This is a genomic window from Neisseria sp. HMSC064D07 (assembly GCF_001837185.1).
In the GTDB taxonomy this organism is placed as follows: domain Bacteria; phylum Pseudomonadota; class Gammaproteobacteria; order Burkholderiales; family Neisseriaceae; genus Neisseria; species Neisseria flavescens_C.
Window position 1 is genome coordinate 1 of record NZ_KV831654.1, and the last position, 16650, is coordinate 16650.

Sequence of the window (16650 nt, forward strand, 5' to 3'; positions counted from 1 at the left end):
GAATTTTGCAAAGGTCTCAGGCCGTCTGAAAATCGTTTTTCAGACGGCCTTTTATCTTCTCATGCTTAGGCGTCGATGTTTTGCGCCAGCAGGGCGTTGTTTTCGATGAAGGCGCGGCGCGGTTCGACTTCGTCGCCCATCAGGGTTACGAACACTTCGTCGGCGGCGATGGCGTCTTCGATGCGGACTTTCAGGAGGCGGCGGACGGTAGGATCCATCGTGGTTTCCCAAAGTTGTTCCGGGTTCATCTCGCCCAAGCCTTTGTATCGTTGGATGGACATGCCTTTTTGGGCAACGCTCATTAAGATGTCCAAAGCGCCTTCAAAGCTGTCAATGTCGTATTCGTTGTCGCCTTTGCAGAGCTTTGCCCCTTTGCCGACCATGCCTTTGAGTGCGGCGGCGGTTTGGGTAAGGGTTTGGTAGGCTTTGCTGTTGAGGAACTTAGGCTCGAGGTAGCTCACCATCACATTGCCGTGCAGTTTGCGTGTGATTTTGATGAACTGGTGTCCTTCGTGGCCTTCGATGCGTTCGAGTGCGACTTCTTTTTCGTCCAAGAGGCCGCTCAATTCGGCAACGGCGCGGTCTGCACTTTCTGCCGTGCTGAGATCGACCGGTGAAGCGTGCAGCATGGCATGCAGGACGAGTTCGTCAATGATGCGGCTTTCTTGCTCGATGACGGTTTTGGCCAACAGGAATTGTTTGGCGGTATTGGCAAGCTCTTCGCCTTCGATGGTACGGCCGTCTGAAACGATTTTGGCTTTTTCCAAGGCCAAACCGAGTAGCCATTGGTCTTTTTCCAATTCGTCTTTGAGATAGCGCTCTTGTTTGCCGTATTTGGCTTTGTACAAAGGCGGCTGGGCGATGTAGATGTAGCCGCGTTCGACCAGCTCGGGCATTTGGCGGTAGAAGAAGGTCAGGAGCAGGGTGCGGATGTGCGCGCCGTCCACGTCGGCATCGGTCATGATGATGATGCGGTGGTAGCGCAGTTTTTCGGCATTGAATTCTTCTTTGCCGATGCCTGCGCCCAAAGCGGTAATCAGCGTGGCGACTTCTTGGCTGGCCAGCATTTTTTCAAAACGTGCTTTTTCGACGTTCAAAATCTTACCTTTGAGCGGCAAAATCGCTTGAAATTTGCGGTCGCGGCCCTGCATGGCGGAACCGCCTGCGGAGTCGCCCTCGACGAGGTAGAGTTCGGACAGGGCAGGGTCTTTTTCTTGGCAGTCGGCAAGTTTACCCGGCAGGCCCAAGCCGTCCATCACGCCTTTGCGGCGGGTAATTTCGCGGGCTTTTCGTGCGGCTTCGCGCGCGCGGGCGGCATCGACGATTTTGCTGGTGATAATTTTGGCTTCGGTCGGGTTTTCTTCAAGGAAGTCGGTCAGGGCTTGGTTGATGACTTCATTGACAACGGGGCCGATTTCGCTGGAAACCAGTTTGTCTTTGGTTTGCGATGAGAATTTCGGATCGGGCAGTTTGACGGACAAAACGCAGGTCAGGCCTTCGCGCATATCGTCGCCGGCGGTTTCCACTTTGGCTTTTTTAGCCACTTCGTTGGCTTCGATATAGTTGTTGATGGTACGAGTCATCACTTGGCGTAATGCGGTCAGGTGAGTACCGCCATCACGTTGCGGAATGTTGTTGGTAAAACATTGCACGCTTTCTTGGTAGCTGTCGTTCCATTGCATCGCGCATTCGACGCTCATGCCGTCTTTTTCGCCGAACGCGTAGAAGATTTTTTCGTGCAACGGCGTTTTTTTACGGTTCATGTATTGCACGAAGCCGGCCACGCCGCCAGAGAGGGCGAAGCTTTCATGTCTGCCGTCGCGTTCGTCGATCAGCTCGATGTCTACGCCGTTATTCAGGAAGGAGAGTTCGCGGATACGTTTGGCAAGGGTGTCGAAGCTGTATTCGACGTTGCCGAAGGTTTCGCTGCTGGCGAGGAAGCGTACGGTCGTGCCTTTTTTGTCGGAATCGCCGACAACCTTCAACGGCTCTTCGGTTTCGCCGCGTACGAAGCGGACGAAGTGTTCTTTGCCGTCGCGGTAGATGGTCAGCGTTACCCAGTCGGACAGCGCGTTGACGACGGAGACGCCCACGCCGTGCAGGCCGCCGGAGATTTTGTAGCTGTTGTTGTCGAATTTGCCGCCCGCGTGCAAGACGGTCATGATGACTTCGGCGGCGGAGCGGCCTTCTTTCGGGTGGATGCCGGTCGGCATGCCGCGGCCGTTGTCGGCCACGCTGACGGAATTGTCGGCATGGATGGTTACGGTGATTTTGTCGCAATGTCCGGCGAGCGCTTCGTCAATGGCGTTGTCGAGCACCTCGAACACCATGTGGTGCAGGCCGCTGCCGTCCTGCGTGTCGCCGATATACATACCGGGGCGTTTGCGTACCGCTTCCAAGCCTTCTAGCACTTGTATGCTGTCGGCGCCGTATTCTTCGTGTTTTTGGTCAGTCATGGTCTTTTCTTGCTGAATTTCAAGGAATTTTTCCGTACGCACAATGAAATGTCAAACGGGCGCGGCGGATGTGTTCCGAAAGGTCAAAATAATAGGCAATTATACCTGATTTTGCTGGAATATTCAGCGTTTTAAGTGCAAAAAGGCCGTCTGAAAGATTAAATTTCAGACGGCCTTTGTATCGGAAAACAGGTTTAGCGTTTGACGCCGCTCAATCGCGCCCAGCCTTCTTCGATTTCGGCAGGCTCGATGTTGAACCATTGACTGTAAATGCCGCTGAGTTCTTCGACTTGTTCGTCCAAAAGGCCGGACAAGACAATACGGCCGCCTTGTTTGGTACGCGCGGCAAGCATTTCGCCGAGCATACGCAGCGGGTTGGCCAGAATGTTGGCGACAACGACATCAAATTGACCTTGCGGCAGGCCGTCCGGCAGGTAGAACTGCGCGTCGACGTTGTTTTGTGCGGCATTGTCTTTGCTGGCGCGGATGGCTTGTTCGTCAATGTCTACGCCGATGGCGGAGCCTGCGCCGAGTTTGAGGGCGGCAATGGCCAAAATGCCTGAGCCGCAGCCGTAGTCCAATACGCTTTCACCGCCTTTGAGCTGCGTGTCCAGCCATTTGAGGCAGAGGCGTGTGGTCGGGTGGCTGCCTGTGCCGAAGGCAAGGCCCGGGTCGAGTTGCAGGTTGACGGCGTTGCCGTTGGGTGCTTCGTGCCAAGACGGGGTAATCCACAGGCGGTCGGAAATTTGAATCGGGTCGAATTGCGCTTGGGTCAGGCGTACCCAGTCTTGATCTTCAAGGATTTCGCCGGTGTATTTCAAATCGTTCAAACCGCATTCCTGCGCGGCGGCTTCGATAATGGAAGCGGCATCGTCGCTTTCGCCGAAAAGGGCGATGACTTTGCTTTGTTGCCAGATTTGTTCGGTCGGCATGCCCGGCTCGCCGAAAATGGCCTGCTCGTTTTCTGTACCGGCGTAGGCATCTTCAATGGCGGCGGACAATGCGCCGTGTTCCATCAGCGCGTCGGCAAGGCGTTCGGCGACGGCATCGTTGACGTTGATGGTGATTTGTTGATAGGACATGGTGGGGCTTTCTTTGTTAATAAGGCCGTCTGAAAATCGACGTTGTGCTTTCAGACGGCCTTGTAAGGTATGAAACCTGATGATGCGGGTTTATCGGTTTTTCAAACCCAGTACGTCTTGCATATCGTACAGGCCTTTTTTGCCGTTTGCCCAAACTGCGGCGCGTACGGCACCGGCGGCAAAGGTCATGCGGCTGCTGGCCTTGTGGGTGATTTCCACGCGCTCGCCGTCGGTGGCGAAGAGGGCGGTGTGGTCGCCGACGATGTCGCCTGCGCGGACGGTGGCAAAACCGATGGTGGACGGATCGCGCGGGCCGGTATGGCCTTCGCGGCCGTAAACGGCGCATTCTTTGAGGTCGCGGCCGAGGGCGTCGGCAATGACTTCGCCCATACGCAATGCGGTACCGCTTGGGGCATCGACTTTGTGGCGGTGGTGGCCTTCGATGATTTCGATGTCGTAGCCTTCGTTTAACACGCGGGCGACGGTGTCGAGGATATGGAAGGTCAGGTTGACGCCGACGCTGAAGTTGGCGGCGAAAACAACGCCTATTTTTTCGCCTGCGGCTTGGATGGCGGCTTTGCCTGCATCATCAAAACCGGTCGTGCCGATGATGATGTTGACGCCTTTTTCCACGCATTTTTGTAGGTGTTTCAGGGTTGGCTCGGGGCGGGTAAAGTCGATGAGGACATCGCTTTGAGCCAGTACGGCATCCACGTCGTCTGAAATGGCAACGCCGGTTTTGAGGCCGGAGGCGAAGCCTGCATCCAAACCCAATACTTCCGAACCGGAATGCTCGAGTGCGCCGGAGAGGACGGCATCGGGATGGTTGTTGACCGCTTCAACCAAAACACGACCCATGCGGCCGTTGACGCCGGCAATGGCGATTTTCAATGCGCTCATGGGGCTTCCTTATTTCGCGTTGGTTTCGGTAGTTGGAACGACGTTTTGTCCAGCTTGAACCGCTTCGATGGATTTCTGAATGGCATCGCCTTCGGCTCGTGCAAGGACGTCGTTTTCAAAGTACAGGGTCAGGTTGCTTTGTTCTTTGATGATGCCGTTGCGGCTGGTGTTGAAAGTGTAATCCCAGCGGTCGGCATGGAAGGCGTCGCGCAGGAGCGGCGTGCCGAGCAGCAGTTGGACTTGGTCGCGGGTCATACCTTGGCGCAGGGAAACCACGGCGCGGGGATTGAGCTCGTTACCTTGAATGATTTTGAGTTTGTAGGATGGAAAGTTGGATACGCGCTCGGCACTGCATGAGGCCAGACCTAAAATAGCGGCGATGGCAAGGCATAAGGCTTTATTCACGGGCTTACCTTTCTGTGTCATTTCGGGAAAGATGTTTATCATCGCTTGAATATTTTTAAAAAGCAAACGATAATCATCTTCTTAATTTTTCTTTTCGCCGATTTTCAATTGCAAGACCGGCGGCAGATTGTCGCCCTTTAACGGTCCAATAGTGGGCAAACGGGCGGAAAGTGCGTATTATAACGGTTATTACCTTACAGGGATATTGAATATTATGGAAAAATTCAGCAACATTGCGCAATTGAAAGACAGCGGTTTGAAAGTTACGGGTCCACGTTTGAAAATTTTGGACTTGTTCGAGACTCATGCCGAGGAGCATTTGAGTGCGGAAGATGTGTACCGTATCCTGTTGGAAGAGGGTGTGGAAATCGGCGTGGCGACGATTTACCGTGTGCTGACCCAATTTGAACAGGCCGGCATTTTGCAACGCCACCATTTTGAAACCGGCAAAGCGGTTTACGAATTGGACAAAGGCGATCACCACGACCACATCGTCTGCGTGAAATGCGGCGAAGTAACCGAATTCCACAATCCGGAAATCGAAGCGCTGCAAGACAAAATTGCCGAAGAAAACGGCTACCGCATTGTCGATCACGCGCTGTATATGTACGGCGTATGTGGCGAATGCCAAACCAAAACCAAACGTTAATCAGTTTGTATGTTGATTTTTCAGACGGCCTTGGGCATTTTCAGCCTGAGGCCGTCTGAAACTTTATGGGCTTTACGATGAAGATTCCTTTTCTTGCGCCACAGGATTATTGTTTCCCCGACCCGTCTTACGCTTTGGCAGAATGCGACGGCTTGGTTGGTGTCAGCGGTGATTTGGATACGGGGCGGCTGCTGTCGGCGTATGTGCAGGGGATTTTTCCGTGGTTTAGCCGCGACGGTTGGTTTTTCTGGTATGCGGTTGCGCCGCGGGCCGTGATTGTGCCGGAAAGCCTGCATATAGGCCGTTCGCTCGCCAAAACTTTGCGTCACAAGCCGTATCGGGTAACGGTCAACCGCTGTTTTGAAAAAGTGATTGCCCATTGCGCCAATGTGCCGCGTCCGGAACAGGACGGAACGTGGATAGAACCTGCGTTTCAGACGGCCTATTTGAAGCTGCACCATCAGGGGCATGCGCATTCGTTTGAATGCTGGCTGCCGGATGAGCAAGGCGAAATGCAGTTGGCAGGCGGGTTTTACGGCGTGCAAATCGGCTGCGTGTTTTATGGCGAATCGATGTTTGCCTTGCGTCCCGATGCGTCCAAGATTGCGTTTGCCTGCGCCGTCCCGTTTTTGGCGGATTTGGGCGTTGCGCTGATAGACTGTCAGCAGGATACCGAACATATGCGCCGTTTCGGTTCGCAGTTGATGGATTTTGCCGACTTTCAGACGGCCTTGAAGGATTTGAATGCGAAACCGTTAAAGCGGAATATCGAATGCGGCGTGGTGGCTGAAAATCTGCTGCAAAAGATTGGTGGCAAAGATTGATTTATCGGCACGGCGTGTCGGCAGAAGCGATAGTCTGTATATCGTAGCTGGAAAATTAGTTAGAAAATAAATGCGATTCAACTTTCTTGGATAGGCCGTCTGAAAATCTTGGCTTAACCGAAATCCGGTCGTGTAATGCTCGGCGCTCATCATGTTAATAGCTGACGAAATCGCTTTTACATGGCAAAATAACGAGTTAAATATTTGTAATAGGGTGGCCTGAATAGGTTTCAGACGGCCCTGATCTCTTGAAGGAATCAACATGTCTTTGCAAAACATCATTGAAACGGCTTTTGAAAACCGTGCCGAAATCAATCCGAATACCGTTACTCCCGAAGTGCGTGAAGCGGTTTTGGAAACCATTCATCAACTCGACTCCGGCAAACTGCGCGTTGCCGAGCGTTTGGGTGTGGGCGAATGGAAAGTCAACGAATGGGCGAAAAAAGCCGTATTGCTGTCTTTCCGCATTCAGGACAATGAAATCCTCAACGACGGTGTGAACAAATACTTCGACAAAGTGCCGACTAAATTTGCCGATTGGTCTGAAGACGAATTCCGCAGCGCAGGTTTCCGTGCAGTTCCGGGTGCGATTGCCCGCCGCGGCAGCTTTGTGGCGAAAAATGTCGTGTTGATGCCTTCTTATGTCAACATCGGCGCATACGTTGACGAAGGTGCGATGGTCGATACTTGGGCGACTGTCGGCTCTTGCGCGCAAATCGGTAAAAACGTGCACTTGAGCGGCGGCGTCGGCATCGGCGGCGTACTCGAGCCTCTGCAAGCCAGCCCGACCATTATTGAAGACAACTGCTTTATCGGTGCGCGTTCTGAAATCGTTGAGGGCGTGATTGTCGAAGAAGGCAGCGTGATTTCTATGGGCGTATTCATCGGTCAATCCACCAAAATCCTTGACCGTACTACCGGCGAAATCTATCAAGGCCGCGTACCGGCAGGTTCGGTTGTTGTATCCGGCAGCATGCCTTCCAAAGACGGCAGCCACAGCCTCTACTGCGCGGTTATCGTCAAACGTGTGGACGCGCAAACCCGTGCGAAAACCAGCGTGAACGAATTGTTGCGCGGTATCTAATCGGATAACGATAACGCTGACTGAGGGTGGGTGCAAAGCCTGCTTTATGGTCGGGTTTGAACACAAAACAGGTAGAATGTTCTGCCTGTTTTTTTATGGCTTAAAGGCCGTCTGAAACGATTTCAGACGGCCTTTGTTTTTGATGATGGGTTGTTTTAAGGTCAATTGAGGCAAGGGAAGAGTATTCCCTGTCTGAGACTACGTTTCCGGCCAGTCGGCGCAATAGTATTGCCAATAGATTTCTTCAAAAGGAATCTTGCCGTAATCGCACAACCACGGTTTGGCGCGTGAGGTGTAGTGGATGATGGGCGGGGTGGTATCCGGCAGAGGGAACATTTCGTCAAGGTCGTATGTTTGGAAAAATCTTCTGGCGCCGGTTTGGTAATTCCAAGATTCTTCCAATTGCAGCCAGTTTTCTTGAAATACGGTGTTTAGAAAGCATTGGTCGCCGTAGGGGACGGTTTTATCAATGGTGGCGGCGGTTTGCAGCAGTTGCGCTGCGATATTGTGTTTGCGCCATTGACCCAAATCAGCCAGCAGCATACCGGAATTGAAATAGGGCGTGGTATGCAGGCCGGTCGGATGGTTCCAATCGGTACGGGCGAGATAGGAATCTTGTACGGCGGCGACGGGATAGCCGCGCATATCGAGGTTGAATAAATCGTGCAGGGATTGGGTAACCACCATATCGCTGTCGAGATAAAGGGCGCGGTCGACGGGCAGGTGCTGCATCATCAGGCGGAAAAATGCGGCATCCGAAATATGGGACAGGCGGCGATATTGGCTGAAGTCCATTTCGATTTTGACATCATTCAGACGGCTGCCGCTGGCGGCGAGTTTTTGGTTGGTATAGTTGATCCATTCCTTCCTGAAGGTGTTGTGCATAAGGTAGAAATTGACACCTGTATTGTGCGTACAGACGGACTTCATTAGGGTATGAACCTGCTCGGCGTAGCCGGTATCGGCGGCAAGGACGATGGTGATGTTGCTCATTGGTTAAATTCCCTTTATTTGCAATGTTTTAAATTTTGTCAGTCATTTTCTTGGTCTTGTGCGGTCGGTAAGGCGGCGTGGTCTTCGTTTTCCGACATAGCTTTTTCTAATAAATCGCGTTGCAGCTGTTTGCTGGCTTTGATGCCCAATTTGCGTAGTTTTTCGGTGCTGCTGATGAGGTTGCCCCTACCGGAAACCAAGCGGCCATAGGCCGTCTGAAACTGGGATTGAGCCTGACCAAGCGCTTTATTGATACCGTCCATGCTTTCGACAAAGCCGACAAATTTGTCATAGAGTTTGCTGCCTGCTTCGGCAATCGCCAGTGCGTTTTGGTTTTGTTGCTCGTTGCGCCAGATGTTGGCAACGGTGCGCAGGGTGGCGAGCAGGGTGCTGGGGCCGGTCAGCATGATGCGTTTGTCGAAACACTCTTGGAAGAGGTTCGGATCGTGTTGCAGGGCGAGGAGGTAGGCCGGTTCGACAGGGACGAACATAAAGACGAAGTCCAGCGTTTTGATGCCTTCAAGGTCAGTGTAATCTTTTGCTGCCAAGCTTTTGATGTGGGCGCGGATACTGGCGACATGGTTGGCAAGCTCGCGCTCTGCTTCTGCACCGGTGCTTTGCGTATAGCGGACGTAGGCGGTCAGCGATACTTTGGAGTCGATGACGATTTGTTTGTTGTCGGGCAGATTGATGAGGACGTCGGGCTGGAGGCGGCGCTGGGTGCCGTCTGCTTCGTGGCGGACGCTGGAAGCTTGAACGATGTATTCGCGGCCTTTTTGCAGGCCGGAATTTTCCAATACGCTTTCCAAAATCATCTCGCCCCAGTTGCCTTGGGTTTTATTTTGCGTGCCGGTCAGCGCAGTGGTCAGCGCTTTGGCATCGTGGTGGAGCTGGGTGTTGAGTGTTTGCAGGCGTTTGAGCTCGTTTTCGATGGTCAGGCGTTCTTTGGCTTCTTTTTCATAAGTCTGCTGAACCAGCTCGCTGAAGCCGTGTATGCGTTCGTTGAGCGGATTGAGCAGTTGCTGGAGATGGTCGTGGTTTTGTTCGGTAAAGCGGCGGCTTTTCTCTTCCAGAATAGTGTTGGCGAGGTTTTGGAACTGGTCGCTCAGGTTTTTACGCGCATCTGCCAGCAGGGTCAGTTTTTCTTCGGCAGCCTGACGGTCTTTTTCCGATTGGGTGTTGAGGCGCTCGTTTTGGACTTGAAGCGCGTGATTTTGCTCCAAAAGGGCGGCGTATTCTTGTTTCAGACGGCCTTGTTCGGCTTCCTGTTGCTGTAAAAGGCTGTTTTTATCGTCGATATTGGCTTTTTCTTGCGTCAGTTGTGTGGAGAGGCGTTCGTTTTGGACTTGCAGCGCATGGTTTTGCTCTAAAAGCGTGTCGTAGTCTTGTTTCAGACGGCCTTTTTCCGTTTCCTGCTGTTGTAAAAGCGTATTTTTATCCGCACTCAAGGCCTGCTCTTGAACCAGCTGCGTGTTTAGGCGCTCATTGTTGATTTGCAGGTTTTGTGCGCTTTGCTGCCATTTTGCACATTCGTGTTTTAAAGCTTCGGCTTCGGCCTCGCAATCTTGCAGATAGGCAATCTGTTTTTCGGCTGCGGCAAAGCGGTTGTCCGTCTCCTGCAATTCGTCTTGCAATTCCTGCACGGTATGGCGGCTTTGTGCCAAATCCGCTGCAGTTTGAGCCTGCACCTGTTCGGCAAACTCATGCAGGCGGCGGGCTTCGGCCAATTCTTGTAAAACGGTAAAGTGTCGGCTTTGGGCTTGGTAGCGTGTCATCAGCCAAGCAAACAGCGCGCCGATAAAAAATGCGGCCACGCCGGTCAGGATTAGGGTGTTGTTCATGCTGGAAATAGTCAATACGCAGAATGTTTCACTATATCATATATTTGCAGCGCATTTTATGGTCGGATATGCGCTAGAAACGTGTGTTTTCTTTAAAAGAAGCTATCAAAGGTATTGGTTTTGACTAATTGAACATTTAGGTTGTGAAAAAGATAAATTTGTAACATTTTGAATTTAAAAATATATTTAATTTAGAGTGCAATTTTGCAACAAAAAAGGAGGGATTTTATGGGCGCAGAAAGATACGTTTGTAGTGCGTATGTAATTAAGACATCGGTGTCATTGAAAAAGACATCGGTGTCATTTTCAAAACAAAATATAAATTAACTAAAATCATCATTATGTATATTTTTAGTATTTTATCTTTACGGAAAAATTGTATTAATTAACGATTAACACGGTATGATTCGTCCTGTCGGCAGCGCGGATGCCGGCGAAAAAATGTGTATGTTGTTAAATAACATTTTGTATCTATGAAAAAGGACTACTTAAAATGGGATATTTAATAACGCTTGCCACCGCTTCTTTAATCAGCATGTCGGAATACCGGCCTCCGCACTCGGCGTCGCCTACAATATCGAAACGGTAGTACACAAATAATTCAATCATAAACGAATTAATTACAATACTTCAGAAAACGCAACTTAGGCCGTTTTTCGGCCGACAGACAAGAAAGTGAGATAAACAATGAAAACTTTAATCAAACTGGCAGCAGCCTCTTTAATCGGTATGTCCGGCCTGACCGTCGGTGCAACCAATATCGCCCACAATATGGCTGATGCCGATAAATAAAAAATACACAACACACCTTTAAATACACAGAAAAGAGTTAAAATGAAAACATTAATCAAATTGGCCGCAGCTTCTTTGATCGGTATGTCCGGTTTGACAGTTGGCGCAACCAAAATCGCAAAAAATATGGCAGAAGCTGCCAATAAATAAACGCAAGTGAAATTAAGCTTGTTTTGGTGATAAAAAAGGCCGTCTGAACATTCAGACGGCCTTTGTATTTGATGGCAAACCGTTTTATTTGCCGATACAGAAGCGCGAGAAAATCACGCCCAGTAAATCGTCGGCGGTAAATTCGCCGGTGATTTCGCTGCACGCGTTTTGGGCGAGGCGCAGGTGTTCGGCAAAAAGCTCGATTTGGTTGTTGTTGCAGAGGGCGGCGTTTTCCAGCTCGGCTTCGGCTTCGTGCAAGGCGTTGAGGTGGCGGCTGCGGGCGAGGAATAGGCTTTCGCTTTCGCCCTGCCAGCCAACTTCCTGCAATAGGGCGTGTTTGAGCAAGTCGAGACCCGCGCCGGTCTTGGCGGACAGGCTGATGACACTTTCCGCACCGGTTTGCGCGAGGCCGTCTGAACGGACGGCGACAGGTTCGCCGGTCAGGTCGGCTTTGTTGTGGATTTCGATTTTTTTCAAACCTTCGGGCAGGCTGTTCAAAATGGCTTGGGTTTTGGCGTTCACACCTTCGCGCGGGTCAATCAGAATCAGGGCAACATCGGCTTCGGAGACGGCTTTGCGGCTGCGCTCGATGCCGATTTGTTCGACCACGTCGTCGGTTTCGCGCAGGCCGGCGGTGTCGATGATGTGGACGGGCACGCCGTCGAGGGTGATTTGTTCGCGCACGGTGTCGCGGGTGGTGCCGGCGATGTCGGTTACGATGGCGATGTCGTCGCCAGCCAAGGCGTTGAGCAGGCTGGATTTGCCGACGTTGGGCGCGCCGACAAGGACGACGTTCATGCCTTCGCGCAAAATTGCGCCTTGTTCCGCGCTGGCGAGGACGGTTTTCAGACGACCTTGCAGGGCTTGGAGCTTGCCGCGCGCGTCGGCAGCTTCGAGAAAATCAATGTCTTCTTCGGGAAAGTCCAGCGTGGCTTCGACCAACATCCGCAGGGTAATAAGGTCGTCCACCAGCTCGTGTATGTGTTGGGAAAACGCGCCTTTGAGCGAACGCAACGCCATGCGCGCGGCGGACTTGCTGGAGGCGTCGATGAGGTCGGCGACGCTTTCGGCTTGGGCAAGGTCGAGTTTATTGTTGAGGAAGGCGCGTTTGGTAAATTCGCCCGGTTCCGCCATGCGTGCGCCCAGTTCGAGGCAGCGCGAGAGCAGCATGTCCATCACGACGGGGCCGCCGTGTCCCTGCAATTCAATCACGTCTTCGCCGGTAAAGCTGGCGGGAGCGGCGAAGTAGAGCAGGATGCCGTTGTCTATCGGTTGCCCGTCACTGCCGAGAAAGTCGGTGTAAAGCGCGGTGCGCGGTTTGGGCGTTTTACCGCCGCTGAGGGTTTGCGCCAAAGACAGCAGGTTTTTGCCGGAAAGACGGATCACGCCGACGCCGCCGCGTCCTGGTGCGGTGGCGATGGCGGCGATGGTGGGTTGGGTTGCGGACATAGCTGGCTCGTATCGGGAATTTAATAGACAGTATTATATAGTGATTTCACGATGATGAAGGCCGTCTGAAAACCTTGATTTCGGTTTCAGACGGCCTTTGACTTTGATGGAATTAAAATGATGAACCTTCCTGCTTCAGAAATTCTGCTTCTTCTTCCGTGGTTTTACGCCCCAATACGGCGTTACGGTGCGGATAGCGTCCGAAGTGGTCGATGATGACTTTGTGTTTGATTTCAAAGGCCAATGCGTTTTCATTGGTATAGCGTTCAAACAGCGGTACGGCTTGTTCATGGATAACTTGGCTTTCGCTGTGCATCAACGGCATCAGCATGAAATGGCGTTCATGCGGAAGGAGGTCGGCGAAGCCGGGTTGGCGAACGGCTTCTTGGGCAAGAATGAGTGCAGCAGTATCTTGGGCAAACGCTTGAGGGCTGTCGCGGAACAGATTGCGCGAGAATTGGTCAAGAATAATGATTTCGGCGAGCCTGCCTTGCAGGGTATCGCGCCAGTGTGAAAGTTCGCCGCGAGCTGCCTGCTGCCAGATATCGAAAAATTGAGCGCGAATTTGGGCATCGAATCCATTGTTGCGGGCAAATTGGAAAGGGTGGTTTTCTTCGGTAAACCAGAAATCTAAGACAGTTTGAGGTGTCATGAAAACTCCTTGAAATAGAGTACATGGAAAATTGAGGCCGTCTGAAAAATTAGAGAGATGCTTTCAGATCATCTTAACCATCAGCGCTTGCGTGAGAAAAGATCGGTAGCGGAGCGGATTGTTGCTCACAATATGCAATTTATGATCTACATCTTTTCAGGATGGGCTCCTTACTACTCTGGTACAGTTCCTTCACTTTGTTCAAAATATTTTTGTAATTTTGATATAAATTGCCGACAGATTTTATTCGTATGTGGAGACGACGACAATATTTTGCACTTGGAAAACTTTGCTTGCGTTGCCGACATAAGCTGTTGCACCAATCACTGCGATTTTCATGTGTGACTTCTTGTTGAGATTCGATTGATGAGATGAGCGCATGCAAAGGCCGTCTGAAACTTTTAGTTTCAGACGGCCTTTAAATTAAGATGATTAAACAGCGGCGACGGTAAAACGTTCAAACAAATGCGCTTTGTTTTCCGCATCGTCGGCGATGGCGACTGCCAAATCGGCCACGCTGATGCCTGCCGGAATTTCACCGTCCATCAGCAAATCGTCTTTACCCAAGCGGTATTTGCCGGTTTTGTCTTCGCTGAAACCGCCGTCCGCGCCCAGTCGTGCCGGAGGGGAAACGAAAGACCAGTTCACGTCGCGGCGCGGCAGGAGTTCTGCCAAGAGATGGCGTGCGGCATTGGCACCGTCGAAAATTTCTTTCGGGAAGTCGGGCGTATCGATAACTTGCAAACCGGGTGCCACATACAGGCTGCCCGCGCCGCCGACGACCAATAAATAAGGCACTTGTGCTGCTTTTGCCGCTTCGACGATGCTGTTTGCGCCGTGTGTGAAATCCGCGCCGATGTTGGGATTGGTCCAGCCGGGGTTGAATGCGCTGACCACGGCATCAAAACCGGCCAGTTTGTCGGCAAAATCTGCTGCGTTGACATCTGTGGAGACTGCGGCAACATTTTGTGCTTGGAAAACTTTGTCTGTGTTGCGAGCGAAAGCGGTCACTTCATGGCCGCGGCCTGCCAATTCTTGAACGACTGCGTTGCCGACATAACCAGTTGCACCGATAACTGCGATTTTCATGTTTGACTCCTTGTGGGGATGTGATTGATTAGATAAGTGCATTGTAAGGCCGTCTGAAACGCTTGATAATCCCTGATTTACTGTTATTATTATGAAGTTTAACTACATAATTAGTCGAAATGCAAGACATCAAACCCCTGCTTGTTTTCGCTACCGTCCTCGAACACGGCAGCATGAATGCCGCTGCTGCCGCGTTAGGCATGACGCCGTCTGCTGTCAGCCAGCACATCAACCGCCTCGAAACCCTGCACGGCATCAAGCTGTTAAACCGCAGTACGCGCAGTCTTGCGCCTACCGATGCCGGCCGTGCCTTGGGCGAATACTGCCGCCGTCTCGCCGCCACGCTTGCCGATACGCGTACCGTTATCGACAATCTGAAAACCGAACCTGTCGGCGAATTGCGCATTTCTCTAACTTCTACGGTCATCGAATCCCACGCTTTTCAGACGGCTTTTTCGCGATTGCAAACTGAGTTCCCTAAAATCCGTCCTGTCTTTAATTTCAGCGATACCTTGGACGACCTGCAACACAATCAGACCGACATCGCCATACGTGGCGGCGACCGCGCTTTGGACGATCCCAATTTGGTTGCGCGCCATCTCGTGACGTGGCCGTACATAATTTGCGCCGCGCCGGATTATCTCGACCGGCATCCGCCCATTACCCATCCCTCTCAGCTTCACGCCCACCGCTGGCTGCATTTTTTACCTGTCCGCACGACCTTGCAAAACGGTGAAGAAAGCTATTTCCTCGACGTCGCCGACAGCATTGCCTGTACGCATCTTGCCGCCGTGTGCAATCTGACCGAAAGCGGTTTCGGTTTGTCTTTACAAGTGGGTGGCGAAGTAAGGGAGAAAATTGCGCAAGGCCGTCTGAAAGCGGTTTTGCCTGAATGGACATTGCCGCCGGTCAGCCTTTATTTGGTGACGCCTTATCGTGTGCAGTCTGCCAAAACCGAGGCTGCCGTGCGGATTTTTACCGAGAGTTTTGCCAAGGAAGGGGATTTATGAACGCGGAAAATTGGAGCGTTTACCTGATTTTGTGCGAAAACGGCGCGTTTTATTGCGGCATCAGCAACCGTCCTCAAGAGCGATTTGCAGCGCATTTGTCAGGAAAAGGCGCAAAATACATGCGTTTGAACAAGCCTGTCGAGATGCGCATCGTTTCAGACGGCCTGAGCAAAAGTGAAGCGCTGAAACGGGAAGTCGGCATTAAGAAATTGACGGCAGAGCAGAAGCAGGGATTGTGGGTTGAAGCTGAAACATTGGCAAAAGACTAATGGCGACAATGGATTAAATTGTAGTCGGAATATGAATAACCACATAAATAGGTAAGCCTGCTGGTGTCTTTTGCATGGCCAAGCGGCAAATGTTTATTAACATGATTCAAAAAGGCCGTCTGAAACCTGATTGGGATTCAAACGGCCTGTTTGGATGGGGATGGCTTTTAGGTTGACGCTACTTATGGAGAAGTCGGTAAAAAGTTGAATTCTAAAAGAAACTTTGAAAATAAAATGAGTAACTGCTTGAACAATAAAATGAAAGTTATCGCGTTTTATGACAAATGGGGGTGAATTTCTATCCGAGTAGAGAGGTGGTGTCAATATGTTTTTCAGTTTTTGAGACAAAATCTGATTTATACCAATATTTATTATAGTGTAGGTCGAAAGTATTAGTTTCTATGCTAGAATTTTTAAGCTGTTTATATAAAACAGTGATTTAAACTAAAACTAAGGAAAGACCGAACATGAACAAATTACTGATTGCCGTAATGATGATGGCTGGTTTGACAGCTTGTTCCCAAGAGGCTAAACAGGAGACTCAAGAGGCTGCTCAAGCCGTTGCATCTGAAGTTAAAACCGAAGCCGCTTCTGCTGCCGATGCGACTGCATCTGCCGCTCAAGAAGCTGCCGATAAAGCCGAAGCCGCTGCCAGCAAAGCAGAGGAAGCCGCTAAACCTGAAGAAGCTGTCAAGCCTGAAGAGAAAACCGAAGCGCCTGCCGCTGAAGCCAAGCCTGCCGAATCCGCCAAAGTGGACGGCAAAGCTGTTTTTGAAGCGAACTGTAAAGCATGCCACAGCGGCTTGATTCCCGGCGCTCCGGCCGTAGGCAAAAAAGAAGACTGGGCGCCTCGCATCAAACAAGGCCAAGACACTCTGCACAAACACGCAATCGAAGGCTTCCAAGCCATGCCTGCCAAAGGCGGCAACGGCAGCTTGAGCGACGACGAAGTGAAAGCCGCAGTTGACTACATGGCCAACGAATCCGGCGCTAAATTCTAAATCA

General features: G+C 51.5%; 15 protein-coding genes. 6 read left to right on the forward strand and 9 right to left on the reverse strand.

Features of this window, described 5'->3' with window-relative positions:
* Positions 1–65: 65 nt before the first annotated feature.
* From gyrB to HMPREF2608_RS02230, 4 genes are all read right to left on the reverse strand, one after another.
* A complete protein-coding gene (gene gyrB / locus HMPREF2608_RS02215; protein ID WP_070825907.1) occupies positions 66–2456 on the reverse strand; it encodes a DNA topoisomerase (ATP-hydrolyzing) subunit B in 2391 nt (796 codons plus the stop codon).
* 194 nt (positions 2457–2650) lie between these two features.
* Positions 2651–3538 carry a 50S ribosomal protein L11 methyltransferase gene (gene prmA, locus HMPREF2608_RS02220; protein ID WP_070825829.1) on the reverse strand — a complete coding sequence of 296 codons (888 nt, stop codon included), beginning with the start codon at positions 3536–3538 and terminating at the stop codon, positions 2651–2653.
* 90 nt (positions 3539–3628) lie between these two features.
* The gene (gene dapB, locus HMPREF2608_RS02225) at positions 3629–4438 is read right to left on the reverse strand and encodes a 4-hydroxy-tetrahydrodipicolinate reductase (protein WP_003684215.1); all 810 of its coding nucleotides are present in this window, start codon (positions 4436–4438) and stop codon (positions 3629–3631) included.
* A 9-nt stretch (positions 4439–4447) separates the two neighbouring features.
* Positions 4448–4843 (reverse strand): outer membrane protein assembly factor BamE, encoded by a 396-nt coding sequence (locus HMPREF2608_RS02230; RefSeq protein ID WP_039862532.1) that lies wholly within the window; start codon positions 4841–4843, stop codon positions 4448–4450.
* 151 nt (positions 4844–4994) lie between these two features.
* Between HMPREF2608_RS02230 and fur the strand changes: the two genes are divergently transcribed.
* The 3 genes from fur to dapD all read left to right on the forward strand — a co-directional run bounded on the left by fur (position 4995) and on the right by dapD (position 7400).
* Positions 4995–5492 carry a ferric iron uptake transcriptional regulator gene (gene fur / locus HMPREF2608_RS02235; protein ID WP_003682812.1) on the forward strand — a complete coding sequence of 166 codons (498 nt, stop codon included), beginning with the start codon at positions 4995–4997 and terminating at the stop codon, positions 5490–5492.
* Between the two features lie 77 nt (positions 5493–5569).
* The gene (gene aat, locus HMPREF2608_RS02240) at positions 5570–6316 is read left to right on the forward strand and encodes a leucyl/phenylalanyl-tRNA--protein transferase (protein WP_070825908.1); all 747 of its coding nucleotides are present in this window, start codon (positions 5570–5572) and stop codon (positions 6314–6316) included.
* Between the two features lie 262 nt (positions 6317–6578).
* Positions 6579–7400 carry a 2,3,4,5-tetrahydropyridine-2,6-dicarboxylate N-succinyltransferase gene (gene dapD / locus HMPREF2608_RS02245; RefSeq protein WP_070825830.1) on the forward strand — a complete coding sequence of 274 codons (822 nt, stop codon included), beginning with the start codon at positions 6579–6581 and terminating at the stop codon, positions 7398–7400.
* A 198-nt stretch (positions 7401–7598) separates the two neighbouring features.
* On the opposite strand, the gene HMPREF2608_RS02250 is transcribed toward dapD, so the two are convergent.
* From HMPREF2608_RS02250 to HMPREF2608_RS02270, 5 genes are all read right to left on the reverse strand, one after another.
* Complete coding sequence (locus tag HMPREF2608_RS02250) at positions 7599–8393, reverse strand: glycosyltransferase family 8 protein (RefSeq protein ID WP_070825831.1); 795 nt, start codon at positions 8391–8393, stop codon at positions 7599–7601.
* Between the two features lie 38 nt (positions 8394–8431).
* Positions 8432–10234, reverse strand: a complete 1803-nt coding sequence (gene rmuC / locus HMPREF2608_RS02255; protein ID WP_070825832.1) for a DNA recombination protein RmuC — start codon at positions 10232–10234, stop codon at positions 8432–8434.
* 1026 nt (positions 10235–11260) lie between these two features.
* Positions 11261–12625, reverse strand: coding sequence for a tRNA uridine-5-carboxymethylaminomethyl(34) synthesis GTPase MnmE (gene mnmE, locus HMPREF2608_RS02260; protein ID WP_070825834.1), 1365 nt, complete (start codon positions 12623–12625; stop codon positions 11261–11263).
* A 112-nt stretch (positions 12626–12737) separates the two neighbouring features.
* Positions 12738–13277 carry a DUF924 family protein gene (locus HMPREF2608_RS02265; RefSeq protein ID WP_004520918.1) on the reverse strand — a complete coding sequence of 180 codons (540 nt, stop codon included), beginning with the start codon at positions 13275–13277 and terminating at the stop codon, positions 12738–12740.
* Between the two features lie 432 nt (positions 13278–13709).
* Complete coding sequence (locus HMPREF2608_RS02270; RefSeq protein ID WP_070825835.1) at positions 13710–14366, reverse strand: NAD(P)-dependent oxidoreductase; 657 nt, start codon at positions 14364–14366, stop codon at positions 13710–13712.
* 119 nt (positions 14367–14485) lie between these two features.
* Between HMPREF2608_RS02270 and HMPREF2608_RS02275 the strand changes: the two genes are divergently transcribed.
* The 3 genes from HMPREF2608_RS02275 to HMPREF2608_RS02285 all read left to right on the forward strand — a co-directional run bounded on the left by HMPREF2608_RS02275 (position 14486) and on the right by HMPREF2608_RS02285 (position 16646).
* Entirely contained in the window at positions 14486–15376 is an 891-nt protein-coding gene (locus HMPREF2608_RS02275; protein ID WP_070825836.1) for a LysR family transcriptional regulator, read from the forward strand.
* Positions 15373–15645: a GIY-YIG nuclease family protein gene (locus HMPREF2608_RS02280; RefSeq protein WP_070825837.1), complete on the forward strand. Its 273-nt coding sequence runs from the start codon at positions 15373–15375 to the stop codon at positions 15643–15645. The genes HMPREF2608_RS02275 and HMPREF2608_RS02280 overlap by 4 nt, the downstream gene beginning before the upstream one ends.
* A 467-nt stretch (positions 15646–16112) precedes the next feature.
* A complete protein-coding gene (locus HMPREF2608_RS02285) occupies positions 16113–16646 on the forward strand; it encodes a c-type cytochrome (RefSeq protein ID WP_070825838.1) in 534 nt (177 codons plus the stop codon).
* The last annotated feature ends 4 nt before the right edge of the window (positions 16647–16650 follow it).